Origin of the sequence: Micromonospora sp. BRA006-A (genome assembly GCF_033433935.1) — a bacterium.
Taxonomy (GTDB): Bacteria; Actinomycetota; Actinomycetes; order Mycobacteriales; family Micromonosporaceae; genus Micromonospora; species Micromonospora aurantiaca.
Genome location: NZ_JANCLW010000001.1, coordinates 479719 through 504659, shown reverse-complemented (window position 1 = coordinate 504659; position 24941 = coordinate 479719). Strand labels below are relative to the sequence as shown.

25 protein-coding genes are annotated in these 24941 nt (G+C 71.9%); 11 read left to right on the top strand and 14 right to left on the bottom strand.

Going from position 1 to position 24941, the window contains the following annotated elements; all coding sequences use genetic code 11:
- Together NMK34_RS02540 and NMK34_RS02535 are read right to left on the bottom strand one after the other, a co-directional pair.
- Positions 1-237 carry a hypothetical protein gene (locus tag NMK34_RS02540; RefSeq protein WP_262015385.1) on the bottom strand — a complete coding sequence of 79 codons (237 nt, stop codon included), beginning with the start codon at positions 235-237 and terminating at the stop codon, positions 1-3.
- 123 nt (positions 238-360) lie between these two features.
- Positions 361-1236, bottom strand: coding sequence for a L,D-transpeptidase family protein (locus NMK34_RS02535; protein WP_318332052.1), 876 nt, complete (start codon positions 1234-1236; stop codon positions 361-363).
- A gap of 216 nt (positions 1237-1452) precedes the next feature.
- Here NMK34_RS02535 and NMK34_RS02530 point away from each other — a divergent pair, with 216 nt between their 5' ends.
- Positions 1453-3132, top strand: coding sequence for a DNA repair helicase XPB (locus NMK34_RS02530; RefSeq protein WP_318332051.1), 1680 nt, complete (start codon positions 1453-1455; stop codon positions 3130-3132).
- Between the two features lie 48 nt (positions 3133-3180).
- On the opposite strand, the gene NMK34_RS02525 is transcribed toward NMK34_RS02530, so the two are convergent.
- From NMK34_RS02525 to NMK34_RS02500, 6 genes are all read right to left on the bottom strand, one after another.
- The gene (locus NMK34_RS02525; RefSeq protein ID WP_318332050.1) at positions 3181-6087 is read right to left on the bottom strand and encodes a hypothetical protein; all 2907 of its coding nucleotides are present in this window, start codon (positions 6085-6087) and stop codon (positions 3181-3183) included.
- A gap of 150 nt (positions 6088-6237) precedes the next feature.
- The gene (locus tag NMK34_RS02520) at positions 6238-7194 is read right to left on the bottom strand and encodes a zinc metalloprotease (protein ID WP_318332049.1); all 957 of its coding nucleotides are present in this window, start codon (positions 7192-7194) and stop codon (positions 6238-6240) included.
- Positions 7195-7286: 92 nt separating this feature from the next.
- The gene (locus tag NMK34_RS02515) at positions 7287-7610 is read right to left on the bottom strand and encodes a hypothetical protein (protein ID WP_318332048.1); all 324 of its coding nucleotides are present in this window, start codon (positions 7608-7610) and stop codon (positions 7287-7289) included.
- On the bottom strand, positions 7603-8460 hold the full coding sequence (locus NMK34_RS02510; protein WP_318332047.1) for a GNAT family N-acetyltransferase: 858 nt from the start codon (positions 8458-8460) through the stop codon (positions 7603-7605). The genes NMK34_RS02515 and NMK34_RS02510 overlap by 8 nt, the downstream gene beginning before the upstream one ends.
- Positions 8461-8861: 401 nt before the next feature.
- A complete protein-coding gene (locus tag NMK34_RS02505; RefSeq protein WP_318332046.1) occupies positions 8862-9551 on the bottom strand; it encodes a TIGR03089 family protein in 690 nt (229 codons plus the stop codon).
- 27 nt (positions 9552-9578) lie between these two features.
- Complete coding sequence (locus tag NMK34_RS02500) at positions 9579-10157, bottom strand: TetR/AcrR family transcriptional regulator (protein WP_318332045.1); 579 nt, start codon at positions 10155-10157, stop codon at positions 9579-9581.
- Between the two features lie 87 nt (positions 10158-10244).
- Between NMK34_RS02500 and NMK34_RS02495 the strand changes: the two genes are divergently transcribed.
- Entirely contained in the window at positions 10245-10619 is a 375-nt protein-coding gene (locus tag NMK34_RS02495) for a DUF4267 domain-containing protein (protein WP_318332044.1), read from the top strand.
- A 95-nt stretch (positions 10620-10714) separates the two neighbouring features.
- Positions 10715-11737 (top strand): hypothetical protein, encoded by a 1023-nt coding sequence (locus NMK34_RS02490; protein WP_318332043.1) that lies wholly within the window; start codon positions 10715-10717, stop codon positions 11735-11737.
- Between the two features lie 4 nt (positions 11738-11741).
- On the opposite strand, the gene ligD (NMK34_RS02485) is transcribed toward NMK34_RS02490, so the two are convergent.
- Both ligD (NMK34_RS02485) and ligD (NMK34_RS02480) read right to left on the bottom strand, forming a co-directional pair.
- The gene (gene ligD, locus NMK34_RS02485) at positions 11742-12650 is read right to left on the bottom strand and encodes a non-homologous end-joining DNA ligase (RefSeq protein WP_318332042.1); all 909 of its coding nucleotides are present in this window, start codon (positions 12648-12650) and stop codon (positions 11742-11744) included.
- Positions 12640-13578 (bottom strand): non-homologous end-joining DNA ligase, encoded by a 939-nt coding sequence (ligD, locus tag NMK34_RS02480; protein ID WP_318336256.1) that lies wholly within the window; start codon positions 13576-13578, stop codon positions 12640-12642. The genes ligD (NMK34_RS02485) and ligD (NMK34_RS02480) overlap by 11 nt, the downstream gene beginning before the upstream one ends.
- 86 nt (positions 13579-13664) lie before the next feature.
- On the opposite strand from ligD (NMK34_RS02480), the gene NMK34_RS02475 reads away from it, so the two are divergent.
- Positions 13665-14657, top strand: coding sequence for a Ku protein (locus NMK34_RS02475; RefSeq protein ID WP_013473609.1), 993 nt, complete (start codon positions 13665-13667; stop codon positions 14655-14657).
- A 48-nt stretch (positions 14658-14705) separates the two neighbouring features.
- Here the strand turns inward: NMK34_RS02475 and NMK34_RS02470 are convergent, their stop codons facing one another.
- Positions 14706-15098: a PPOX class F420-dependent oxidoreductase gene (locus NMK34_RS02470; protein WP_318332041.1), complete on the bottom strand. Its 393-nt coding sequence runs from the start codon at positions 15096-15098 to the stop codon at positions 14706-14708.
- Between the two features lie 63 nt (positions 15099-15161).
- Here NMK34_RS02470 and NMK34_RS02465 point away from each other — a divergent pair, with 63 nt between their 5' ends.
- The 6 genes from NMK34_RS02465 (at position 15162) to NMK34_RS02440 (ending at position 20166) form a co-directional block, all read left to right on the top strand.
- Positions 15162-15914, top strand: coding sequence for an FKBP-type peptidyl-prolyl cis-trans isomerase (locus tag NMK34_RS02465; protein WP_318332040.1), 753 nt, complete (start codon positions 15162-15164; stop codon positions 15912-15914).
- 139 nt (positions 15915-16053) lie between these two features.
- Entirely contained in the window at positions 16054-16914 is an 861-nt protein-coding gene (locus NMK34_RS02460; RefSeq protein ID WP_318336255.1) for an SCO6745 family protein, read from the top strand.
- 27 nt (positions 16915-16941) lie between these two features.
- Positions 16942-17202 (top strand): YciI family protein, encoded by a 261-nt coding sequence (locus tag NMK34_RS02455; protein WP_318332039.1) that lies wholly within the window; start codon positions 16942-16944, stop codon positions 17200-17202.
- 26 nt (positions 17203-17228) lie between these two features.
- Complete coding sequence (locus NMK34_RS02450; RefSeq protein ID WP_318332038.1) at positions 17229-17882, top strand: HAD family phosphatase; 654 nt, start codon at positions 17229-17231, stop codon at positions 17880-17882.
- Positions 17883-17924: 42 nt separating this feature from the next.
- A complete protein-coding gene (locus tag NMK34_RS02445; protein WP_318332037.1) occupies positions 17925-19061 on the top strand; it encodes a glutathione-independent formaldehyde dehydrogenase in 1137 nt (378 codons plus the stop codon).
- A 91-nt stretch (positions 19062-19152) separates the two neighbouring features.
- Complete coding sequence (locus tag NMK34_RS02440; protein WP_318332036.1) at positions 19153-20166, top strand: NADPH:quinone reductase; 1014 nt, start codon at positions 19153-19155, stop codon at positions 20164-20166.
- Between the two features lie 179 nt (positions 20167-20345).
- Here the strand turns inward: NMK34_RS02440 and NMK34_RS02435 are convergent, their stop codons facing one another.
- Entirely contained in the window at positions 20346-21995 is a 1650-nt protein-coding gene (locus NMK34_RS02435; protein WP_123109972.1) for a fatty acid--CoA ligase, read from the bottom strand.
- A gap of 86 nt (positions 21996-22081) precedes the next feature.
- On the opposite strand from NMK34_RS02435, the gene NMK34_RS02430 reads away from it, so the two are divergent.
- Complete coding sequence (locus NMK34_RS02430) at positions 22082-22573, top strand: NUDIX domain-containing protein (RefSeq protein WP_018785677.1); 492 nt, start codon at positions 22082-22084, stop codon at positions 22571-22573.
- Between the two features lie 7 nt (positions 22574-22580).
- Here the strand turns inward: NMK34_RS02430 and NMK34_RS02425 are convergent, their stop codons facing one another.
- A complete protein-coding gene (locus NMK34_RS02425; RefSeq protein WP_318332035.1) occupies positions 22581-24248 on the bottom strand; it encodes an MDR family MFS transporter in 1668 nt (555 codons plus the stop codon).
- Between the two features lie 53 nt (positions 24249-24301).
- Positions 24302-24859: a type 1 glutamine amidotransferase domain-containing protein gene (locus NMK34_RS02420; protein WP_114919317.1), complete on the bottom strand. Its 558-nt coding sequence runs from the start codon at positions 24857-24859 to the stop codon at positions 24302-24304.
- Between the last annotated feature and the right edge of the window lie 82 nt (positions 24860-24941).

Genomic DNA, 24941 nt, shown 5'->3' with positions numbered 1-24941 from the left:
CTACTCCCCGTTACGGCGCAGCGTGCCGATCACCGACACGGCCAGCAGCAACGCGAACGCGGTACCGGCCGCCTCACCCACCGAGTCGACGAAGCCCTGCTGCTGCACCAGCAGCCCGAACAGGAACCAGCCGAACACCCCCGCGGCGGCGGCCGCGTAGGCGAGCACGACCGCCGTGGGCACCTCCTGCTGCCGCGTCCGTTCGTCCTCGGGAAGCACGTCCTGGTCAACGGTCATGGCAGTCCCTCCCCGTCCCGGCATGGACCCGGCTTCCAGGGTTACACCAACCGGACCGCGCGGACAGGGGTTAAAACCCTGATCCGGGCGGTCCGGTCACGGGTAGGACGAGTTCCGGCGTGCTCAGGTGCCGGGGCGGCGGCCGATCACGACCACGCGGGTACCGACCGAACCCAGCTCCCACAGGCGTACCGCGTCGCGGTGCAGCAGGTTCACGCAGCCGTGCGACCCGATCGCGCCGTTGTGCAGGTAGGTGGTGGTCTCGTGGAAGCCGATCCCGCCGTTGAACTGCTGCCAGTACGGCAGCCACACCTCGTACGGGTTGGACCACTCGCGCGGGTTCTTCCGGCCCACCGAGTACGTGCCGGCCGGGGTGGCGTAGCCGGACATGCCGGTGCGGGTGACCGTCGGGCCCATTACGACCTTCCCGCCGCGCATCGCCCAGACCGTCTGCCGGGTCAGGTCGACGCAGAAGGTGAGCCGGGAACCGGCCTTGCACCGCGCGGTGTCGGTGGCGGCGAGCCGCTTCGCCACGTCGTACGTGGTGGGGCCCGCGCGACCGGAGGACGGGCTGATGCCGTACCGGATCTGGAACTTCTTGATCGCGGCGCAGTCGGCGGCGGACTGCTCGCCGTCCACGGTCAGCGTCCCGAAGCCGCCCAGCCGGGTCAGGTACGTCTCCACGGCCCGCTGGTGCTCCCCCTGCGGGCACCCGGTGGACGCGCTCGGCTTCGGCTTGGGCTTCGTCGTCTTCGTCGCCTCGGGCGACCGGGAGGGTTTCGGCGAGGTTGTCCGGCTCGGCTGCGCCGACGGGGACGTGACCGGCTGCTCCGGCGTGGGCGACGCGCTCGCCCCCGATGCTCCCTCCGTCAGCCCGACCGGGCCGGGGGTGCTGCCCCCGGCGCCTTCCGCCTGCGGATCGAGCGCGCAGGCGCCGACACCGACCAGCACGACCACCGCCAGAGCGGTGGCCCGTGCGAGAAACCGGACACGCTGCATGGGCCCTCCCTGGACAGTCGTCCCGCTTGCTAGACGTGTGGGACGAGTATGACGTTGCCTGTCCAGCGAGACTTTTTTGCGGCGCCCTCCGGCGTGCAACACTGGATGGTCGGCCTGCGGCAGGTCAGCCGGGGTGTGGACGGGATGCCGGGCGACCGGGTTCCGGGCGACGAGTCTCCGGGCAGCGGGTTCCGGGCGATGCGAGAGGACGCTGGCGTGAGCGGTGGACCACTGATCGTGCAGTCGGACAAGACGCTGCTGCTGGAGGTGGATCACCCCGACGCGCAGGCGTGCCGGATGGCGATCGCGCCCTTCGCCGAGCTGGAGCGCTCCCCCGAGCACGTGCACACGTACCGGCTCACGCCGCTGGGCCTGTGGAACGCCCGGGCCGCAGGCCACGACGCCGAGGGCGTGGTGGACTCGCTGATCAAGTACTCCCGCTACCCGGTGCCACACGGGCTGCTCGTCGACGTGGCCGAGACCATGGACCGGTACGGCCGGCTCCAGCTCGCCAACGACCCGGTGCACGGCCTGGTGCTGCGCGCGCTGGACCGGGTGGTCCTCATCGAGGTCGCCAAGAGCAAGAAGCTCGCCGGCATGCTCGGCGCCAGGATCGACGACGACACGATCGCGGTGCACCCGTCCGAGCGGGGCCGGCTCAAGCAGGCGCTGCTCAAGCTGGGCTGGCCAGCGGAAGACCTGGCCGGGTACGTGGACGGCGAGGCGCACCCGATCGAGCTGGCCGAGTCCGGCTCCGACGGCGGCAAGCCGTGGACGCTGCGGTCGTACCAGCGGGAAGCGGTCGAGGCGTTCTGGGCCGGCGGGTCCGGCGTGGTGGTGCTGCCCTGCGGCGCCGGCAAGACCCTCGTCGGGGCGGCGGCGATGGCCGAGGCGAAGGCGACCACGCTGATCCTGGTCACCAACACGGTGGCGGGACGGCAGTGGAAGCGGGAGCTGATCGCCCGCACCTCGCTGACCGAGGAGGAGATCGGCGAGTACTCGGGCGAGCGCAAGGAGATCCGCCCGGTCACCATCGCCACGTACCAGGTGCTCACCTCGCGGCGCGGCGGCGCGTTCACCCACCTGGACCTGTTCGGCGCCCGCGACTGGGGCCTGGTCGTCTACGACGAGGTGCACCTGCTGCCCGCGCCGATCTTCCGCTTCACGGCGGACCTCCAGGCCCGCCGCCGGCTCGGCCTCACCGCGACTCTGGTACGCGAGGACGGCCGTGAGGGCGACGTGTTCAGCCTGATCGGCCCGAAGCGGTACGACGCGCCGTGGAAGGACATCGAGCAGCAGGGCTGGATCGCCCCGGCGGAGTGCACCGAGGTACGGGTGACGCTCACCGACGCCGAACGACTCGCGTACGCGACGGCGGAGGCGGAGGAGCGCTACCGGATGGCGGCGACCGCTCGCACGAAGCTGCCCGTGGTGCGGGCCCTCGTGGAGCGGCACCCGGACGAGCAGGTCCTCGTCATCGGTGGGTTCCTCGACCAGTTGCACCAGCTCGGCGAATACCTGGACGCGCCGATCGTGCAGGGCTCCACCACGAACAAGGAACGCGAGCGGCTGTTCGACGCGTTCCGCTCCGGCTCGTTGCGGACCCTGGTGCTCTCGAAGGTCGGCAACTTCTCCATCGACCTGCCGGAGGCGGCGGTGGCGATCCAGGTGTCCGGCACGTTCGGCTCCCGGCAGGAGGAGGCGCAACGGCTGGGCCGGGTGCTGCGCCCGAAGGCCGACGGCCGGCAGGCGCACTTCTACACGGTGGTCTCGCGGGACACCATCGACACCGAGTACGCCGCGCACCGGCAGCGGTTCCTGGCCGAGCAGGGGTACGCGTACACCATCGTGGACGCCGACGACGTGCTCGGGCCGTCGCTGCCCACAGTCGACTGAGCGACCGGTGGGCCGCCCCCTTCCGGGCGGCCCACCGTCACCACCGGGTCAGGAGTAGTTGACCAGGAAGTAGTAGCTCGTCGTGTCGGTCCACACGCCGTCGGCGGTCCGGCCGCGCACCCGCATGGTGTACGAGCCGGCCGAGGTCGGCGTGAAGGTCGCCGTGGCGACTCCGGCGGCGTTCGCGGCCACGGTCACCGGCTGCCCGTCCTCGACGGTGTACTCGAACTCGGTCACACCCGGGCTGCCCTGGGTGAAGGTGAACTCACCGGCCACGCCCATGCCGCCGGACCACTGACCGGCCGGGTAGGTGCCCGAGCTGACGAGCGGCGCCGTGCCGACCAGGAACGGGTAGTCGGTCTGCGGCGTGTAGTCCCCCGCGGCGGTACGGCCCCGGAACGAGATGAGGTTCGCGCCGTTGCGGTCCATGGTCACCGTGATGTCCGTGGCCAACGCGTCGGGCTTCTTCGGCACGCTCTGCCAGGCGCCGCCGTTGAGCTGGTACTCGAAGGTCGTCACCTCGCTGATCTCGGTGTAGACCCCGAACGTGCCGACCGATCCGATCCCGCCACGCGGGCTGTACTCGTCGTACGCGCTGCTCACGTTCACCCGGGCGTCGCGGACCCGGAAGTAGTACCGGCGTTCCGGGCTGACCGTGCCGTCGGCCGTCCGGCTGGTGACAGTCAGCAGCGTGTAGCCGGAGTGCGTCGGCGTGATCTCGACGGTGGCCCGGCCGTCCGCGCCGGCGGCCACCACCTGCTCCTCGCCGGTGTACTCCAGCACGTAGCGGTACTCGGTCACGCCGGAGCGGCCCGGGTTGAAGGTGAACCGGCCCGTCTGCCCGGGCTGGCCGCCCTCACCGTTCGCCGGGTAGTCCTCGGACGTCACCACCGGCGCGTCGCTGACCTCGAACGTGTACGTCCGGGCCGGGGAGAAGGAGCCGTTCTGGAACCGGGTACGCACCGTCAGCGTGTTGCTGCCGGAACGGTCCGGGGTGAGCGTCACCCGCGCCCAGCTGTAGTCCGGGTCGACGACCTGCTCCGGCCCGTCGTTGAGGCGGTAGAGGTAGGCGTCGACGTCGGGCATGCCGGTGTCGAAGTTGAACTCACCGGGGATGCCCACGCCGCCCCAGGCGCCGTTCTCGTAGTAGGTGCTGGAGGAGACGTACGGCTTGGTGTCGATGACGTTGAACTGCTGCTCCTGGGTCTCCGAGACCGTGCCGTCGGCACTGATGCTCCGGACGTTCAGCACGTGCCAGCCACCCTCGGTGGGCGTCCAGTGCAGCACCGCCGTGCCGTCCGCGGCCGCGTCGACGCGCAGCAGGTCGCCACCACCGAACGTGTACTCGTACGCCACCACACCGGTCCGGCCGGGCCGGAACGTGAAGGTGCCGGGACGGTCCACCACCCCGTCGTGCTCGGGGAAGTCGAAGTCGTCCGACTCCACGGTCGGGAGGTCGCGGACCGATACGTTCTCGGTGTACCCGCCGACGAGTTCGCTCCCGGCGTAGCTGCGGACCTCGACCTTGACGAGGCCCCCCTCGGCGAACGTCACCGGGATCTCGGTCGGGCCGTCGGGGTTCACCGGCACCCGGGTCTCGGCGCCGTCGCCGATGCGGTACCCGAACTCGGTGACCCCCTCCACGTTCGTGGAGACGGCCAGCCTGCTGGGCAGCCCGATGCCGGCCATCGTCACCTCGACCTGCGGCGCGGTCGACTTCACCCGGAACTCGTAGTGGACCGTCTCGGACGAGTTGGACGCGCTGTCCACGCTGCGCACGCTCAGCGAGTCGGAGAACGAGGTCGGGGTGTATTCGAGCGTCACGTCGGCGCCGGGCGACGGCGCGGGGATGTAGTGGTACGCGTCGCCGAAGCGGCCCCAGTAGTAACCGACCACGTCCGGCGAGCCGTTGGCCTTGAACGTGAACGTCCCCGGCACCCCCGACCCACCGTGCGGCAGGCCGTCGTTCGGGTACTTCTCCGAGGTCACCACGGGGGCGGCGGGTCGCTGCGCGTCAACCTTGACGTAGCACGGCTCGGCCCACGGCGAGAAGTCGTGATCGTCGTAGGCGCGGGCGGTCCAGGCCACCACGGACCCGTGCGGGTACTGCGACATGTCCCAGTCGAGCTTCGAGAGGGCACCGCCGTAGCTGTATCCGAACTGCTCGGCGCGCTGGTCCTCGTGGCCGACCGGCCATGCTGCGAACTGCCCCCGGTAGTTGGCGTCGTTGCTGTCCGCGTCCGCGCCCTTCACCATCAGGCCGTGGTTGCGCGGGCCCACCGGCTGCGGCTTGGTCTTGGTCCCGCAGGCCCAGGCCGGGAAGTCGATCCCGATCTGCCCGACCGTCGGCGCGTGGTTCGCCTCACTGTTGATCACCGGGAACGGACGGAGCTTACGACCGTGGGAGAGCTTGCCCTCGGAGCCGTGCGGCAGCCGGATCTCGACGGTGAGCGTCTGCTTGCCCTGATCCGCGAGCTTCTGGAGGGCGGGCATGATGTCCCACGCCAGATAGCCGGGGCAGGCCGCCTCCCCGCCGGCCTGGACCGTGCCGAGCAGCTCGCGACGGCGGGGGCTCGACGCCCAGCTCGTGGTCGCGGTGACCGGGTCGGTACGCCACAGCTCGACCGGCTGGGTGATCGAGCAGTCCGCCGCGGAGCGCTCCGCGACGACCAGGTCCGCCTTGTGGATGACGGTCCCGCGGAAGCGCGAGACGTCGAAGGTGAAGTAGGACCGGGACTTGTGCTTCGTGCCGGTCGCGTCCGTCCAGGCGCCGACCGGCGCGTCCCCGTCCGTGTTGACGAACGACTTCCTCGGCTGTTGCGAATCCGTGTAGGCCCAGCCGGACTTGCCGGTGGTCCGGTGCTCATAGGCCTGCGCCGGAGCGGTGCCGACGCTGATCAGGCCGGCACCGAGCACTATGCCCAGTGACGCGGCGAGCATTCTTCGTGCGCGCACGACGATGCCCCTTCCCCCCGTAGGACAACGGCGTGCATCGCCGTCGAGTCGCATGAGGGTATCGAAGGGGGACGACAGAGGCGTACGCCGATTCGGGTGGCCTGATCCGACCGGGCGGACCGCATCGGCGCGGCCCGCCCGGTCCGGCGGTCAGCCCTTGCCGCCGGCGCGGAACGCGACCCAGGCGTCGCTCATCCGGTCGGCCTGGCCCGGGGTGAACATGTTCATGCAGGAGTCCTGCGTGTAGTCCATGAAGTTGTGGATCGGGTCCAGGCCCGGCGCGGTGCAGGTGTCCGCCCCGATCGGGCAGTTGAACTGCGGCGCCGCCTCACGCGGCGTGTCGGCCACGAAGTCGCCGGACGCGGAGCAGCCGTGCGCGAACGTGTGCTCCAGCATCAGCCAGTGGCCCACCTCGTGCGTCAGCGTGTCGCCGAGCGCGTACTTGCCGGCCGTACCGCCCGGCATCGACTCGTCGAGCATCACCACGCCGTCGATGTAGTCGCGGCCGTTGTTGTAGCCCTTCGGGAAGTACGCCCAGCCGAGCAGCCCGTCACCGATGTTCGCCGCGTAGACGTTGAGGGTGCGGGAGTCACCGGTGTAGAGCGCCTTCTTCATGTCCCGCTCGTTCTTGCCCGGCACCACCGTGTACCAGGCGCTGTTCACGGTCCAGGTGGTGTCCACGAGCGAGAACCGGAACGGCGTGTCCGACGCGTCGGCCGCGGTACGACCCGCGAACGAGTCGTTGAGCACCGTCATCTGCGCCGAGATGAGCGTGTTCCAGCGGGCCTTCTCGGCCGCGCTCAGCTCGTGGTCCGAGATCATGTGGAAGATCGTCGGCACGGTGACGCTGCCGTTCGCCAGACGTGGTGAGTCCTTGATGACGCCGTACGCCTTGGCCTCGTTCGTCGAGTAGAGCTCGGGCTCCTTGGCGGTGGCGCCCTCGCGTACCCGGGCGGCGCTGTGCGTGTCGGCGCCCGGCTCGCACTCGGCGGCGGGAGAGGCGGTCACGGGTGCGGCCGTGGCCGCGACGGGGGCTCCGCCCGCGGTCAGGAAGGTGGCTGCGGCAGCGACGAGCACTGCCAGGTGGATCGTCGGTTTCCTGTGCATCGTTGCACCTTTCGAGAGGCATGAAAGGAGTACCGACGCGGGGTTGTCAAAGCTGCGGGTCGATGACGTCGTCGTCCCGCCATGAGACCACGTCACCGCGCATCCGCAACAGCCCCCGGCGGCTCGGTCGATGTCATGGCGTCGGCGATGGCGCGCGCCACGCACTCGTAGTCGCGCACCAGCGGCCCGACCAGCTTGGGGTCCGGCTCGAACGCGGCGACCAGTCCGCGTACCAGATCTCTCAGCCGGTCGTCCGGGCCGAGCCGCCGCCCCCGGTGCCGGCGGGCGACGCTGCGCCAGCGGCGCAGACCGACGTCGGCGAGCCGTTCGTGGAGCTCGGGCGCGGGCACCGGGCAGCCGTTCGCCCACAGGTCGGCGAGGGCCCGCAGAATCGCCTCCCGCGTCGGGTCAGCCATGCAGATAACGGGCGCGGCGGCCGAAGTCGCGGAAGCCGAGCCGCCGGTACAGCCCGGCGGCCGGGTTGTCGTCGTTGACGCAGAGCCACCCGGCGTCCGCACCCGCGTCGGCGAGGCCGCGCAGCACGCGCGCCACCAGGTACGCGCCGACCCGTCGCCCGCGCCACCCGGGCACCACGCCGACCTGGTCGATCCAGTTGTCGAGCACTGTGACGAAGCCGGCCGCCGCGCCGTCCGGGCCGCGTGCGAGCAGCGTCAGCTCCGGCCGGAAGTCCTCGTCGTCGCGCAGGTCGCCCAGCCACTCGTCCGCCTCCGGCTCCACGAATCCGGGCCGGTCGGCGAACGACGCGCGGTAGGTGGCGAACAGCTCCGCCCCCGGCGTCGCAGGCTCCGCAGTCACGCCGTCCGGCGCGGCGACCTCGGGCAGCACGTCGAGGTCGTGGCGCAGCACCCACTCCAGGAACGTCCGCGTGTACCCGCGCGCCGCGAACAACTCCTCCCCGCCCGCGGTCCACGTCTCCGTGGTGACCAGCAGGCCCGCGTCGCCCGCCTGCTTCTCCGCCCAGTCCAGCAGCGCGCCGCCGAGCCCACGCCCGCGCCACGCCGGGTGCACCAGGCCGGTGGCGGTGGCCGGCGTCCGCCCGGTGCCGACCCCGACGGCCGCGACCAGGTCGCCGCCGGACCAGGCGCCGTGGGTACGCGTCTGCAGCAGTCGCGCCCGCGCCAACGGGGTACGCCCGAACAGCGGCAGCCCGCCGTCAGTGGCGAGGCACGCCTGCGCCAGGCCGGTCAGGGCGAGCAGGTCGTCCTCGCCGAACTCCCGCCAGACCAACGCATCCGTCCCGTCCACGCCCGCTCCCGCCACCCCGCCCGACCCCCACGGTCCAGCACACCGACGCAGTAGGCCCCACCACTCCCCCCGAGGTCAACCACTTTCCCCATCCACCCCGGCCCTCCGGGCCACCCACCTTGAGACAGACGCCCCACGGACCGGGATCCGCCGAGATCTTGGAAGCACCCTCCGCGATCTTGGAGTTGTGGCACCTCACGAATACCGCTAATCCGACCATCTGGGCGCCACAACTCCAAGATCGACGGAAGCAGCCCCATCACCCCGTTGATCATGCAGTTGCTGCCCTGACAAAAGTCGCAACCCGGGCATCAGGAGGGCCGAAACCGCAAGATCGACGAGAGCGAGAGCGAGAGCGAGGGCGGTAGGCGCGGCGCGGGCGGGGAGGGCGGGGCTAAGGGCTAGGGGGTGGGGGTGGCGTGGACCAGGATCGTGGCGCCTGCCGAGAGGGGGGCCAGCAGCCACTTCAGGGGCTGCTCGTCCTCGGTCGGGTCGATCACGAGGCGATCACCTTGGTGCAGGTTCATCTGGGTGGCGATCTCGGCGGCCAGACGGCGCCACGCGCCGAAGCTGGTGCCGTCGGGCGTGGCCGGGCCAGCCGGGTCGACGGCGACGTAGTCCGGCGGGTCGGTGGGGTGCCGCAGCACCTCGGCCGACCAGTCCAGCCAGCCCGGTGGCACCTCGGCCAGCTGCCCCGGCCCGGTGCCCACCAGGTACCGGTGCGTCCCCTCGGGCACGTCCTCCAGCCAGTCGTCGAGGCGTTCCGGGGTCACGAACACCGCGTCGTACGGCCGGTCCGCGCCGGGTTCGAGGACCGGCAGCCCGGCCAGCGCACGGGGACGGAATGACACCGTGAGCCCGATCGACCAGGCCCCGATGAGGACGGCCGCGGTACGCCAGTGCGGCGGCAGCAGCACCGCCACCCGGTCGCCGGGACGCAGCCCGCATGCGTCGCGCAGCAGCCCGGCGCTGCGGGCCGCCCACTGGCCCAGCTGCGGCCCGGTCAGCTCGGTGCGCTCGCCCGTGGCGTCGTCGAGGTAGGTCAGCATCGGCTCGTCGGACGCGATGGTGGCGGGTGTGCGGGTGGCCATCGGATGCGCTCCTCCCTGACGGTCAGCTCACCCTAGCCGGGTGAACCGGTCGACCAGGAGAGCCAGCCGCCGCGCGTGTTCGTCGCGCCGCAGACGGCCGCCGCGCATCAGCGTGACCTGGCCGTGCAGCCCGCTCCAGAACGTCTCGGTGAACGTCTCGAGGTCGTCGTCGCCGGCGAACGGGCGCAGCGTCTCGGCCAGTTCGGCGAAGGCCCGGACCAGCTCGACCGGCGTGTCCTGGCTGGCGAAGGAGAGGGCGACGGGGAGGGTGAAGATCGCGTCGTAGAGCGCAGGCCGGCGTTCGGCGAACGCGGCGTACGCCGTGGCGATGGCGGCCACCCCGGCCCGCGGGTCGGTGGCGGCGGCCCGGGCGGCGGCGAGTTCGACTGCCAGTTCGGCGCAGCCCTCCAGGGCGACGGCCGCCATGATGGCGTCCTTGCCCTTGAAGTGGCTGTAGAGGACGGGCTGGCTGTACTCGATCTCGGCGGCGAGGCGGCGGGTGGTGACCGCGTCCCAGCCCTCCGACTCGGCGAGGTCCCGGGCGGCGGTGATGATCGCCCGTTCGCGGTCCGCCCGCTCCCGCTCCCGGCGGGCCCGAATCGACATGACCAGCACTCTAGCACCGCTAGCCAATCTATCAATGATCTGCTAGCTTCGCTCTAATCCCTAGCACTGCTAGAAAATGGAGCCGACATGCTCACCCCCATCGCCTACGGGCTCGCCGTCGTCCTCAGCCTCTTCATCGTCCTGATCGGCGCACGCTTCCTCCTGACTCCCCAGGCCGCAGCCGCCGGCTACGGCGTCCCGGCCGCGGAGGGGACGGGAGATCCGGCGTACCTCACGATCAAAGGGCTGCGTGATCTCACCTACGGCCTGGTCGGCCTCGCGCTGATCGCCTTCACCAGCGCCGACGCCGTCGCGTGGTTCATGCTCGTGGTCGCACTCGCTCCGCTGGGCGACACCCTCGTCGTGCTGCGGCACGGCGGCTCCCGGGCGACCGCCTTCGGCATCCACTTCGCCACCGCGGTGGTCGTCCTCCTCGACGCCGCTCTGCTGTTCGCGCTCTAGCCGGGCCCACCGGCCCGCCACCGTCGACTTCGGTCGCGGGCCCGGTCGTCCGACGGCCGTATCGAAGGGCCGGGTGGCTGCGGGACGGTGCGGGCATGACGACCGAACCCCCGCGCCGGCGGCTGGTGCCGGCGATCGCGCTGCTGCTGCTCGCCCCGTGGACCGCCGAGTGCTCCTGGGGCGGCTTCACCCTCACCGGCATGCCGTTCGTGGTGCTCGTGCTCGCCCCGATGTACGGCGGGGCCGCGCTGCTGATCCGCGAGACGGCCCGGCGGCTCGGGCTCGGCTGGCCGGGGATCGCGCTGCTCGCCGCCGCGTTCGGCGTGATCCAGGCCGGCCTGGTCGACCAGTCGCTGTTCAACCCCGGCTTCCTCGACGACACCGAGTTCGCCGGCACCCGGGCCGCGGCGGAGGCCACGCTGGTGCCCAGCCTCGGGTTCAGCGCGCGGCAGGCGGTCGACTACGTGGGCAACCACGTGGTGCTGACCATCTGCGCGCCGATCGCGCTCGTCGAGTCGTACCTCGGTGCGGGCCGCCGGGCGCGGACCTGGCTGGGCCGGCCGGGGCTGACCGCGTCGGCGCTGCTCTGGCTCGGCGGCAGCCTGCTGGTGTTCGCCGACGACGGTGGCCGCAAGAACTTCCTGGCCTCGCCGGTCCAGTTGGCGGTCGCCGCCGGCGTGGCACTGGTCCTCATCACCGCCGCCCTGCTCCGCCGCCGGCACGCCGGGCCACCGCCCGCCGCACCGACGCCCGGGCCGACGTCCACCGGGCCGACGCCCGGAGGCCGACCGCACACCGAAGCCGGCCCGCCCCGGCCGCTCTGGCCCGCGCTGGTCGTGGCGGTGGCGTACGTGGGATCGACGATCGCCCCGGGCTGGCCGGGAGTGGTGCTCGCCCTCGCACTCGCCGGGATCGCCGCCGTCCTGCTGACGCGCTGGTCCCGGCGGCCCGGCTGGGGGCAGCGGCACGTGCTCGCCACCGGTTCGGCAGGCCTGGTCGTCGCGGCGGCGCTCGCGTACACCGTGCCGACCTATGCCCCGGCGAGCCCGGCGGCGGCGCTGGTGGGTGACGTGGCGATCAGCGTGATCGTGCTGCTGCTGGTGGGCGGCGCGTGGTGACGGGTCACGGCAGTTCGGGACCGCCGTCGAGCAGCGGCGCCAGCAGGTCGCCCTGCTTCTCCACCCGCTTGAGCACCTCGCCGGCGGTGTACGGCCGCGTCGACGGCCGCTTCCCCGCCGCCCCGGCCTCCACCTCGTCCCAGGTCAGCGGCGTGGACACCGAGGGCACCGGCTGGGCCCGCAGCGAGTACGGCGCCACTGTCGTCTTCGCCGCGTTGTTCTGGCTCCAGTCGATGAAGACCTTGCCGGGGCGCAGGTTCTTCGCCATCTTCGACACGATCAGCTTCGGGTGTGCCTGCTCCAGCTCCTGCGCGATCCGCTTGGCGTAGTCGGAGACGGAATCGGCGTCCTGCGTGCCGGCGATCGGGCAGCAGAGCTGCATGCCCTTCTTTCCCGACGTCTTCGGGTACGCCTCGACGCCGTCGGAAGCCAGCCGGTCGCGCATCAGCAGCGCCACCTGGCAGCACTGCTTGAGCGCGGCCGGGGCGCCCGGGTCCAGGTCGACGACCATCATGTCCGGGTGCGCGCCGATCTTCCACTGCGGAGTGTGCAGCTCCAGCGCGGCGAGATTCGCCAGCCACACCAGCGTGGGCAGCTCGTCGCAGACCACGTAGTCGATGGTCTCCCGCCCCTTCGTCGACCCGGGGGCGGGCAGGTTCTCGGTGCGTACCCAACCGGGGGTCGCGGCGGGTGCGTTCTTCTCGAAGAACGAGCCGCCGTCGACGCCGTTGGGGAACCGGATCCGGGTCAGCGCCCGATCGCTCAGGTGCGGCAGCAACACCGGGGCGATCCGGGTGTAGTAGTCGATCACCTCGCCCTTGGTGAAGCCGGCCTTCGGGAACAGCACCTTGTCCAGGTTGGACAGCTCCAGCGAGCGCCCCTCGACCTCGACCTTGAGCCGGTCAGACGGCATCGTCGACCTCCTCGGGCGGCTTGTCCGGGCGCAGGCGCAGGATGCGCGGGAAGCGCAGCCGGCCGTCCGGCGTGCGCTGGCCGTACTTGACCTCCACCACGATCCGGGGAGTTACCCAGATCGCGCCCCGGGCATCCTCGCGCGGCACGCCGGCCGCGAACGGCGAGTCGGTGGCGCGCAGCGGTTCCAGCTCGCGCAGCAGTTCCCGTTCGATGGCCGCGCCGATCCCGCCGCCGACCCGACCCCGGTAGACGAGCCGCCCGTCCGGGCCGGGCACGCCGACCAGCAGGCCACCGACGCGCCGCGCGCCGGGTCGCCAGCCGCCGACCACGAAGTCGGCGGTGACCTCCAGCTTGACCTTCACCCAGTCCGGCGAGCGCACGCCGGGCCGGTAGAGCGAGTCGACCCGCTTGGCCATCACCCCCTCCAGTCCGTGCTCGCCGGCCGCCGCGTAGGTGGCCGGGCCGTCGCCGAAGACCGGCGGCACCGCCCACCGGGCGGCACCGAGCCCGAGCGACTCCAGCGCCGCCCGCCGCTCCCGCCACGGCCGGGCGGTCAGGTCGACTCCGTCGAGCCGCAACAGGTCGAAGATCATGTACGTGACGGGTACGGTCGCGGCCAGCCGCGCCGCCTTGGCCGGGTTGCGGACGTGCATCCGCTCGGCGAGCGCGGTGAACGAGGGCTGCCCGTCGGTGAAGAGGACCACCTCGCCGTCGAGCAGCGCATCGTCCACCTGCTCGGCCAGGTTGAGCAGTTCCGGGTACGCGGTGGTGATCTCGACGCCGGAGCGGGCGTAGAAGTGCCTGTCGCCGCGGGAGATGTCGGCGAGCGCGCGGACGCCGTCCCACTTGAACTCGTACGACCAGGCGGCGCCGGCCGGGAGCTGCCCGGTCGTCGCGAGCATCGGCTTCAACGGCGCGCCGGGCACCTCCTGACTGTAGTTGCGCACGGAAGCGCGTGCGTCCCGTTCGATCGTTTGCGATTCTGGTGGTCAACCGGGGAGAGGAGCGCGAAATGCGGGCGATCTGGAAAGGAGCGGTGTCGTTCGGCCTGGTGTCGATCGGGGTGAAGGTCTACTCGGCCACCGAGGAGAAGGACATCCGTTTCCACCAGGTGCACCGTGAGGACGGCGGCCGGATCCGCTACAAGCGCACCTGCTCGGTCTGTGGCGAGGAGGTCACCTACGACGACATCGCCAAGGGGTACGACATCGGCGGCGGCGAGATGGTGATCCTCACCGACGAGGATTTCGCCGACCTGCCGTTGAGCACGTCGCACGCGATCGACGTGCTGGAGTTCGTACCGGCCGAGCAGGTCGACCCGATCCTCTACAACAAGGCGTACTTCCTGGAGCCGGAGGGCTCGGCGACGAAGCCGTACGTGCTGCTGCGCGACGCGCTGTCCGACTCGGAACGCGTGGCGATCGTCAAGGTGGCGCTGCGCCAGCGGGAGCAGCTCGCCACGCTGCGGGTCCGCGAGGGCGTGCTGCTCCTGAACACCATGCTGTGGCCGGACGAGATCCGCCGGCCCGACTTCGGTTTCCTGGACGAGGACCTGAAGGTACGCCCGCCCGAGCTGGCCATGGCCAGCTCACTGATCGACTCGATGGCCGGTGAGTTCGAGCCGGACGCGTTCACCGACGACTACCGGGCCGCGTTGCAGGAGGTCATCGACGCGAAGGTCGAGGGCCGCGAGGTGGTGCAGCCGGAGGAGGAAGAGGCGGCACCGGCCGCCGCCGTCGACCTGATGGCCGCGCTGAAGGCGTCGGTGGAGCGGGCCCGCGCGGCCCGGGGCGAGGCGCCGTCCGGCGGCGGGGCCGAGCCGACGCCGATCTCGTCGGCGCGCTCCGCGAAGAAGGCCGCGAAGAAGGCGCCGGCGAAGAAGGCCGAACCGGCCAAGAAGACCACTGCCAAGAAGGCGCCCGCGAAGAAGACGGCGGCGAAGAAGGCCGAACCGGCCAAGAAGACCGCCGCCAAGAAGACGCCCGCGAAGAAGAAGACCGCCTGACGCGTACGGCTTTCGCCCCGCCCCCGGTGGCGGGCGGGGCTCCGCCGTTCAGCCGCGGCCGAGCTTCTCGGTCGGGGTGACGCGGACGATGACGCGCTCCTCGCCGGGCCGGCGCCAGGGGTAGGTGTCCTGGCCGAGGTACTTCTTCGCCATCCGGTCGATGTGCTCGTCGGCGCCCTCGGTGACGAACTCGACGGTGCCCTTGATCCAGAGCGTGCGGAAGTCGTCGGCCTTGTCCGCCACCGACACCGCGACCACCGGGTTACGGGACATGTTCAGGTACTTCTGCCGGCCCTTGGCCGTGTTGAACACGATGTGCTCGCCGTCGGTGTCGACCCAGACCGGGGTGACGTGCGGGGTGCCGTCGGCCTCGATCGTCGCCACGTGCGCGAGCTGCGGCTCGCCGAGCAGGGTCAGGTCTTCTTCGCTGAGGATCGCCATGGTCGGAACGTACCCCGTGCGGTGCCCCCGTATCGGGCATCGTGTCCTGATCGTGGCGGCCGTATGGGCACGCTGGGGCTCCGGGCGGGTACCGTGTGCGCTGGCCTCGGCGGCGGCCCGCCGGGGGCGCACCCACCCACCCTGCAGGGAGTCGACGTGAGCGAGCGTGTGGAGAACCGGTCGGCGGGCCAGGCCCCGGCCACCAAGGCACAGCGGCGGCTGGCCGCCCAGCTGGCCGAGAAGAAGGCAGCCGAGGCGCGTCGCCGCCGGCAGTCGATCCTCGGCGCGGCGGTCGGCGTGCTCGCGGTGGTGGCCCTGGTCGGCGGCCTGGTCTGGCTGAACAGCGGGGACGACGACAAGACGTCCACCGCCGGCTCCTCGGCCAGCCCCACCGCGCCGGCCGAGCCCACCGCGGCGCCCGCTCCGGAGCTGCCCGCCGGCTTCGACCCGGCGCTGAAGACCAAGCCGACAGTGCAGGCCGGCACCGGCGAGCTGAAGAAGCTCACGGTCACCACGATCGTCAAGGGCACCGGGCCGGCGGTGAAGGCGGGTCAGAACATCACCACGAACTACGTGGGTGTCTTCTACAAGGACGGCAAGCAGTTCGACGCGTCCTGGGACAGCGGCCAGCCGGCCACCTTCCAGATCGGCGTGGGCCAGGTCATCAAGGGCTGGGACCAGGGCCTGGTCGGCGTGCCGGTGGGCAGCCGGGTCCAGCTGGACCTCCCGGCCGAGCTGGCGTACGGCAACGACGCCGCGGGCGGTCGTCCGGCCGGCCCGCTGCGCTTCGTCGTCGACGTGCTGGCTGCGCAGTAGATCACTCCGGGCTTCCGCCCGGTCACCCAGCGGCAGTAGGTTCATGGTCACCACGGGCGGCACGTCCGTCCGTGGTGACCTGCCCACCGACGCGGAGGTGCACGTGGCGGCGCTGGACGAGGCCGGGGTGACCCGGCAGATGTGGACGCTCTACGAGCCGGTCCACGCGGTGACCTACTTCCACCCCCGGGCCCGGGCCGCGTTCGAGGCGGTCGGGCTGCGGGGCTACTGGCGCGGCTACTTCGCCGGCCGGGCCGCGCCGCTCGGGCCGGTCGACGCGCCGGCGGTGACCGCCGCCTTCTTCAGCTTCGCGCCGGCCATGGTGGCCCGCGCGCTGCCGTCGGTGTGGCGCCTGGCCACCCCGGAGGAGGCGCTGCGGGCCCGGCTCACCGGAGGCGTGCAGGCGCTCGCCGAGTTCACCTACGAGCTGCCCGAGGCGCACCTGGTCGAGGCCGCCGACCTGCTGGAGGAGGCGGCCGGGCTGGTGGACACGGCCGGGCGGGTGCTCGGCGCGGTGAACGCCGCCCTGCCCCGGGGCGAGTACCCGCTGGCCCGGCTCTGGCAGGCCGCCGCGACGCTGCGCGAGCACCGGGGCGACGGTCACGTGGCGGCGCTGGTGACCACGGGCCTGGAACCGGTCGAGGTGGTGGCCTGGCGGTGCCGGGTCGACCAGTCGCGCGAGTTCCACCAGCCGGCCCGGGGCTGGACCGACGAGCAGTGGACCGCCGCCGAGCAGCGCCTGGTGGACAAGGGCTGGCTGACCGACGACATGGACCCCACGCCGTACGCCACGGAGACGTTCCGCGTGGTCGAGGAGGCCACCGACCGTGCCGCGGCGGGTCCGTGGCGGGCGCTGGGCGCGGAGCGTACCGCCCGGCTGCGGGAGCTGCTGGAACCGATCGCGACGCGCTGCCGCACGATCATCCCGGCCAAGGCGCCGATCGGCCTTCCGGCTCAGCGCGGGGTCGCCACGGACGCGGCGGCCCGGGCACCACGCTGAGCGGGCGGAGCGCGTAGCCTGCCGGACATGTGGATCGTGGAGCTTGCGTTCACCGAAGCACCGGAGCGGCTCGCCGCCCGCCCCGCCCACCGCGCGCTCCTCACCGCGCTGCACGAGAAGGGCGTCGTCCGGATGTCCGGGCCGCTGGCCGACGACTCCGGCGCCGTGCTCGTCTTCGACGTACCGGACCGATCGGAGCTGGACCGTGTGCTCGCCGCCGACCCGTACTTCACCACGCCCGGCGTGGAGGTCACCCGGGTGCGGGAGTGGGCGCCGTTCCTGACGTGATCGCGGGCGTCCGGCAGGATGGTCACGTGGTGGACGCGGTGCTCTTCGACCTGGACGGCGTGATCGTGGACTCCGAGCCGGTGTGGGAGGAGGTCCGGCGGTCGTACGTGGCCGAGCACGGCGGCGTCTGGCAGCCGGACACGCAGCGCCGGCTGATGGGCATGAGCACCGGCGAGTGGGCCGCCTACCTGAGCGGTGAGCTGGGCGTCGACAGGTCGGCCGAGCAGGTCGCCACCGAGGTGGTGACCGAGATGGCCCGGCGGTACGCGCAGCGCGTACCGCTGATCGACGGCGCGGACGCGGTCGTGCGCCGCATAGCCGCGCGGTGGCCGCTGGGGCTGGCCAGTTCCTCACCGACCCGGCTGATCGCGGCGGCGCTGGACGCGACGGGCCTGGCCGGCGCGTTCGGCGCGACGCTGTCGACCGAGGAGACCGCCCGGGGCAAGCCCGCGCCCGACGTGTGGCTCGCGGTGGCGCAGCGGCTGGGCGTCGACCCGGCGCGGTGCGTGGCGGTGGAGGACTCGTCGAACGGGGTCCGCTCGGCGGCCGCCGCCGGGTGCCGTGTGGTGGCGGTGCCGCACGCGTCGTACCCGCTCGACCCGGACGCCGAGGCGCTCGCGGCCGTGCTGCTCCCGTCCATCGGCGCGCTCACGCCCGAGGTGGTGGCGGGGATCGACTGAACCACCCACCCGCCGCCACCACCCCGGCCTACGGTCGGTGACATGAGGGCTGTGGTGTACGAGGGGCCGCACGAGGTGGCCGTCAACGAGGTCGACGATCCGCGGATCGAGGATCCGAACGACGTGGTCGTCCAGGTCACGACGACCGCGATCTGCGGTTCGGACCTGCACATGTACGAGGGGCGGACGGCCGCGGAGCCGGGCATCGTGTTCGGCCACGAGAACATGGGCGTGATCGTCGAGACCGGGCCGGGCGTGACGATCCTGCGCGTGGGTGACCGGGTCTCGATGCCGTTCAACGTGGCGTGCGGGTTCTGCCGCAACTGCCGGGAGCAGCGCACCGGGTTCTGCCTGACGGTGAACCCGGGCTTCGCCGGCGGCGCGTACGGCTACGTGTCGATGGGGCCGTACCGGGGTGGGCAGGCGGAGTACCTGCGGGTGCCGTTCGCCGACTTCAACTGCCTGAAGCTGCCGCCGGGCACCGACCACGAGAACGACTACGCGATGCTCGCCGACATCTTCCCGACCGGCTATCACGGCGTGGCGATGACCGGGCTGCGGCCGGGCGAGAACCTGACAGTGATGGGCGGCGGGCCGGTCGGGCTGATGGCCGCGTACTCGGCGGTGCTGATCGGGGCGTCCGAGGTGTTCGTGGTGGACCGGGTGCCGGACCGGCTGCGGCTGGCCGAGTCGATCGGCGCCACAGCGATCGACTTCAGCTCGGGCGACCCGGTCGAGCAGATCCGGGACCGGACCGCCGGGGTGGGGACCGATCACGGCGTGGACGCGGTGGGATACCAGGCGTCCGCGCCCAGCGGCGAGGAGCAGCCGGCGCTGGTGCTGAACACGCTCGTGGAGGTGGTGCGCGCGACCGGGGCGATCGGCGTGGTCGGGCTCTACCTCTCGGCGGACCCGGGCGCCCCGGACGAGCACTCCGCCCGGGGTGAGCTGCTGTTCAAGGTGGGCAAGCTGTTCGAGAAGGGCCTGCGGATCGGCACCGGGCAGGCGAACGTGAAGACCTACAACGCGTACCTGCGGAACCTGATCACGGCGGGGCGGGCGACCCCGAGCTTCGTGGTGAGCAAGGAGTTGCCGCTGGACGCGGCGCCGGAGGCGTACCAGCGCTTCGACCGCCGCGAGCCGGGCTACTCGAAGGTCGTGCTCAAGCCGGCCGCCTGACGAGCCGTCGTACGGTGGCCGGGTGTGCCCGGGGCCGCATGTTCGGGCGGCTGCCGGGTAGCGCACCCGGAAGGACGGCGGAGGGACGGCGATGAAGGCGATCGTGTACGAGCGCAGCGGGGACGCCTCGGTGCTCCAGGTGGTGGAGCGGCCGGTGCCGGAACCCGGACCGGGCGAGGTGCTGGTCCGGATGGCCGTGTCGGGGGTGAACCCGACCGACTGGAAGGCCCGCCAGGCGTGGCCGCTGCCGGCCGGCTGGCAGATCCCGCACCAGGACGGCGCGGGGGTGGTCGAGGCGGTCGGCGAGGGCGTGGACCGGACGCTGATCGGTGAGCGGGTCTGGGTGTGGGAGGCGGCGTGGCAGCGGCCGTGGGGCACCGCCGCCGAGTACACGCTGGTGCCGGTCCGGCACGCGGTGCCGCTCGGTCCGGCCTCGTTCGACCTGGGCGCGGCGCTGGGCATCCCGTTCATGACCGCGCACCGCTGCCTGACCGCCGGTGAGTTCATGCCGGACAAGTTGCACGCGGGTGCGTTGAGCGACCACGTGGTGCTGGTGCAGGGCGGTGCGGGCGCGGTGGGCAACGCGGCGATCCAGCTCGCCCGCTGGGCCGACGCGTGCGTGATCACCACGGTAAGCAGCCCGGAGAAGGCGCAGCTCGCGGCGGCGGCCGGCGCCAGCTTCGTGATCAACTATCGCGAACAGGACGTGGTCGAGGAGGTCCGCAAGGTCGCGCCCGACGGGGTGCACACGATCGTCGAGGTGTCCGCCGCCCGCAACGCCGCCGCCGACGTCCGGATGTTGCGTACCGGCGGGGCGGTCTGCGTGTACGCCGACGACGGCGGCGACGAGGTGACGTTGCCGATCCGGCCGCTGATGGGCCCGAACGCGCGCTGGCAGTTCGTGCTGATCTACACCGCGCCGAAGGTGGCGAAGGCGCAGGCGGTCACGGACATCGCGGCGGCGGTGGCGCAGGGCGCGATCCGGGTCGGCGAGGAGGCGGGCCTGCCGCTGCACCGGTATCCGCTGGCGGAGGCCGCGGCCGCGCAGCAGGCGGTGCAGGACAGCGTGGTGGGAAAGGTGCTGGTGAGCACCGCCGACGAGTAGGCGACCGGATTTCCCCGACAGCCGGACAGACGCGAACAAGTTTCGCAACAATGACGGTGCGGGTCACCCCGTAACGGACGGGCGGCCCCGGCGCGGTGCGAACGCCGGGGCCGCCCTCTGGGAGGAATGTCCGTTGGGAACGCGTCCTACCCGTGTAGGCGACGGTACGCCGCGAAACGTTACGACGCGGTCAGTTCCCGCACGTCGAGGCCGCCGTCGGCGTACCGCGAGCGCACCACCTTCTTGTCGAACTTGCCGACGCTGGTCTTCGGCACCGCGTCGATGAACGCCCACCGCTCCGGCAGTTGCCAGCGGGCCACCGAGCCGGCGAGGAAGTCCCGCAGCTCCTCCGCCGTCACCGAGGCGCCCTCGCGGACCACCACGGTGGCCAGCGGCCGCTCGTCCCAGCGCTCGTCCGGTACGCCCACCACGCACGCCTCCAGCACCGCCGGGTGCGCCATCAGGGCGTTCTCCAGCTCGACCGAGGAGATCCACTCCCCGCCCGACTTGATCACGTCCTTGGCGCGGTCGGTGAGCGTGATGTAGCCGTCCGGTGAGAGCGTGCCGACGTCACCGGTCCGCAGCCAGCCGTCCCGGAACTTCTCCTCGTCCGGGGCGTCGTCGCCGATGTAGCGGGCGGTCACCCACGGCCCGCGTACCTCCAGCTCCCCCACCGACGTCCCGTCGGCCGGCAGCGGCTCGCCGGCCGGGCCGACGATCCGCGCGGTCACGCCCGCCGGGACGCGGCCCTGCGTGTAGCGGTAGCGCCAGGCGTCGTCGCCGGTCGCGCCGGCCGGTGCCCGGGAGACCGAGCCCAGCGGCGACATCTCGGTCATGCCCCAGGCGTGGATGACGTCGATGCCGTAGCGGTCGTGGAACGCGTGCATCAGCGCCGGCGGGCAGGCCGAACCACCGACGATGACCTCCTTCAGCGAGGAGAGGTCCACCTCGTGCGCGTCCAGGTAGGCCAGCAGGTCGGTCCAGATGGTCGGCACCGCGCCGGCGAGCGTGGGTCGCTCGGCGGCGATCATCGCGGCGATCGGCTCGGCCTGGAGGAACCGGTCCGGCATGATCAGCGACGCGCCGGAGAGGAACGCCGCGTACGGCAGGCCCCACGACATCGCGTGGAACATCGGCACGATGGCCAGCTCCCTGTCGTTCGGGCCGAGCCCGAAGCCCTCCGGCATGCAGACCTGGAGCGAGTGCAGGTAGATCGAGCGGTGCGAGTAGGCGACGCCCTTGGGGTTGCCGGTGGTCCCGGAGGTGTAGCAGAGCGCCGCGGCGTCGCGCTCGTCCACCTCCGGCCAGTCGAAGTGGTCCGGACGGTCGGCCAGCAGCGCGTCCCAGTGGTGCACGGTGATCCGGTCACCGGCCGCGGCGAGCAGCGGGGCCGGGTCACCGCCGCCGACCACCACCACGTGCGACACGGTGGTCATCTCGCCGATCACCCGGGCGAGCAGCGGGATGAGCGTGCTGTCGACGAGGACCACCCGGTCCTGCGCGTGGTTGGCGATGTAGGCGACCTGGTCGGGGAAGAGCCGGATGTTGAGCGTGTGCAGCACCGCGCCCATGCTCGGCACGGCGAAGTACGCCACCAGGTGCTCGTTGTTGTTCCACATGAACGTGCCGACCCGCTCGTCGCCGGTCACCCCGCACTCGTCGCGCAGCGCGTGGGCCAGCCGGGCCGCGGCGCGGCCGACCTCCGCGTACGTCATCCGGCGTGGTTCGGCGCCGGTCCAGGTGACCACCTCCGCCGCGCCGTGCACGGTGGAGCCGTGTTCGAGGATCCGGGCGACCTGGAGAGGGGCATCCATCATCGTGCTACGCATGGGTCACAACGTAGTGGCGGCGGTCACATCTGCGGAACCCCCCGGAATCGCCGAGGTGATCACGGATGATGCGTAGATTGTCCGGGGTGAGCATCTCGTGGGCCGACTCGTACGTGGGGCAGCTACGTGCCCTGGCCGGTGACCGCACCCTGATGTTCGTCGGCGCACGCGCCGTGGTGCGCGACAACGCCGCCCGGGTGCTGCTGATCCAGCGTTCCGACAACGGCCAGTGGGCGTTGCCGGCCGGTGCCATGGAGCTCGGCGAGTCGATCGCCGACTGCGCGGTCCGGGAGGTCCGGGAGGAGACCGGGCTGCGGGCGCTGCGGGTCAGCGCGTTCGCGCTCTACACCGGCCCGGATCGCACCCACACCAACATGTACGGGCACACGTACCAGGTCTTCACCACGGCGTTCCGGGTCGACGAGTGGGACGGCGAGCTGGCCCGGTTCACCGACGAGACCACCGACTCCGGGTTCTTCCACCCGGCCGACTTCCCGCACCCGCTGTCGTCGAGCGTGCACGAGACGCTCGCCGACCTGGACGTGTTCGAGCAGACCAACCGGCTGATCCTCAAGTAGCCGCCGGTCACAGCATCGTCTGCGACTTCGCCTCCATGTCGGCGGCGGCCTCGTCCTTCGACTCCTTGGTCAGCGGCTTGCCGCCCGGCGCGGGCGCCTTCCCGCCGAGCGGGTCGGCGCCGCCGGTGGCGCCCTGCGGGCCGGTGCCGCGCAACTGAAGGTTCGGCATGGCCAGCGTGACCAGCACGGCGATCACGGCGATCAGCCCGGTGGTCAGGAAGACCAGGTGCAGCGACTCGACGAACGCGGCCTGGACGGCGGCGCGTACCGGGGCGGGCAGGGCGAGGATCGCCGCCGGGTCGTTGATCGAGAAGTCCCCACCGGCAGTCACCGCGGCCCGCTGCTCCGGCGGGAGTTGCGCCAGCGCACCCGGCAGCCGCGCGGACATCTCCGACGTGAGCCGGGACGACAGCACCGCGCCGAGGATGGCCACGCCGAACGAGCCGCCGAGCGACCGGAAGAACGTCGCCGACGAGGTGCCCGCGCCCAGGTCGCGGACGCTCACCGCGTTCTGCACGGCCAGGATCAGCGACTGCATGCACAGGCCCAGCCCGACGCCGATCACCACCATGTAGCCGAACGCGAGCCAGAGCGAGGTGCCCACCTGGAGCTGCTGGAACAGCAGCATGCCGGCCACCAGCACGGCCGCACCGGCCACCGGGAACCACTTGTACCTGCCGATCCGGCTCATCGCCCGGCCGGTGAGCACCGAGGTGACGATGACGCCGGCCATCATCGGCAGCATCAGCAGACCGCTTCGGGTCGGCGAGGCGCCCTTGACGATCTGGAGGTAGAGCGGGATGAAGATGATCGACCCGAACATCACCAGACCGAGCACGAAACCCGCACCGTTGGCGAGCGCGAACGTGGCGCTGCGGAACAGCCGCAGCGGCAGGATCGGCTCCTTGGTCCGGGCCTCCTGGACGACGAACAGCACGCCCAGCACCGCGCCCGCGGCGAACAGCCCGACGATCACGCCGGAACCCCAGGCGTACTCGGCGCCGCCCCAGCTCAGCGCCAGCAGCAGGCAGCTCACGCCGGCGACCAGCAGCGCCGCCCCGATCCAGTCGACCGTGTGCTCCCGGCGCTCGAACGGCACCAGCCGCATCACGTGCCAGCAGACCACGATGGCGAGGATCGCCAGCGGCACGTTGATGTAGAAGATCCACCGCCAGTTGTTCTCCGCGAAGTAGCCGCCGACGAGCGGACCGGCCACCGACGACACGCCGAACACCGCGCCGAACAGCCCCTGGTAGCGGCCGCGCTCCCGGGGCGACACCACGTCCGAGATGATGGTGAACGCCAGCGTCATCAGGCCACCCGCGCCCAGGCCCTGCACGCCCCGCGTGACGATCAGCTGGGTCATGTCCTGCGACAGCCCGGCCAGCAGCGAGCCGAGCAGGAACATCCCGATGGAGAACAGGAAGACCGGCCGGCGCCCGTACAGGTCGGCCATCTTGCCGTACAGCGGCGTCGATGCGGTCGAGGCCAGCAGGTACGCGGTGACCACCCACGAGTAGTGGTTGATGCCGCCCAGTTCGCCGACGATGGTCGGCAACGCGGTGCCGACGATGGTCTGGTCCAGCGCCGCCAGCAGCATGCCGGTCATCAGACCGAACATCAGCAGGCGGATCTGTCGGGCGGGCAACGCGGGACGGGCGGCCTGGGCGGTCATCCCGCTTCCTATCCCACCGGGGGCGGATCATGCCCCCGGTGGGCGTACGAGTTTCAGCGGGCGGCGTGTCGCCCCTCGGCGAACTCCTCGACGATCTTCGCGCAGAACGCCGGCAGGTCGTCCGGCTTGCGGCTGCTGACCAGCCCGTTGTCGGTGACGACCTCCTGGTCGACCCAGTTCGCGCCGGCGTTTGTGAGGTCCGTGCGCAGGCTCGGCCAGGAGGTGATGGTGCGGCCCCGCACCACGTCGGCCTCGACGAGCGTCCACGGGCCGTGGCAGATCACGCCGACCGGCTTGCCGGCGTCGAAGAACGCCTTGACGAACCGGACCGCCTCCGGGTCCGTCCGCAGGAAGTCGGGGTTCGCCACGCCACCGGGCAGGACCAGGGCGTCGTACGCCCCGGCGTCCGCCTCCTTGGTGGTGACGTCGACCTGGTACTGCTTGCCGTGGTCGAGGTGGTTGAAGGCCTGGATCGTGCCGGACTCGATGGAGACCAGCTCGACCTGGGCGCCGGCGTTCTCCACCGCCTCCCGGGGCTTGGTGTACTCGACCTCCTCGACGCCGTCGGCGGCCAGGAAGGCGATGCGCTTGCCCTGAAGTGTCGCTGCCATGCTGTTCTCTCCTCTCCGGGGTATGTCTGAGACGGTTCCCTCGCCCGATGCCGCGAAACCGGACGCATCGGGTGGCCCGCGT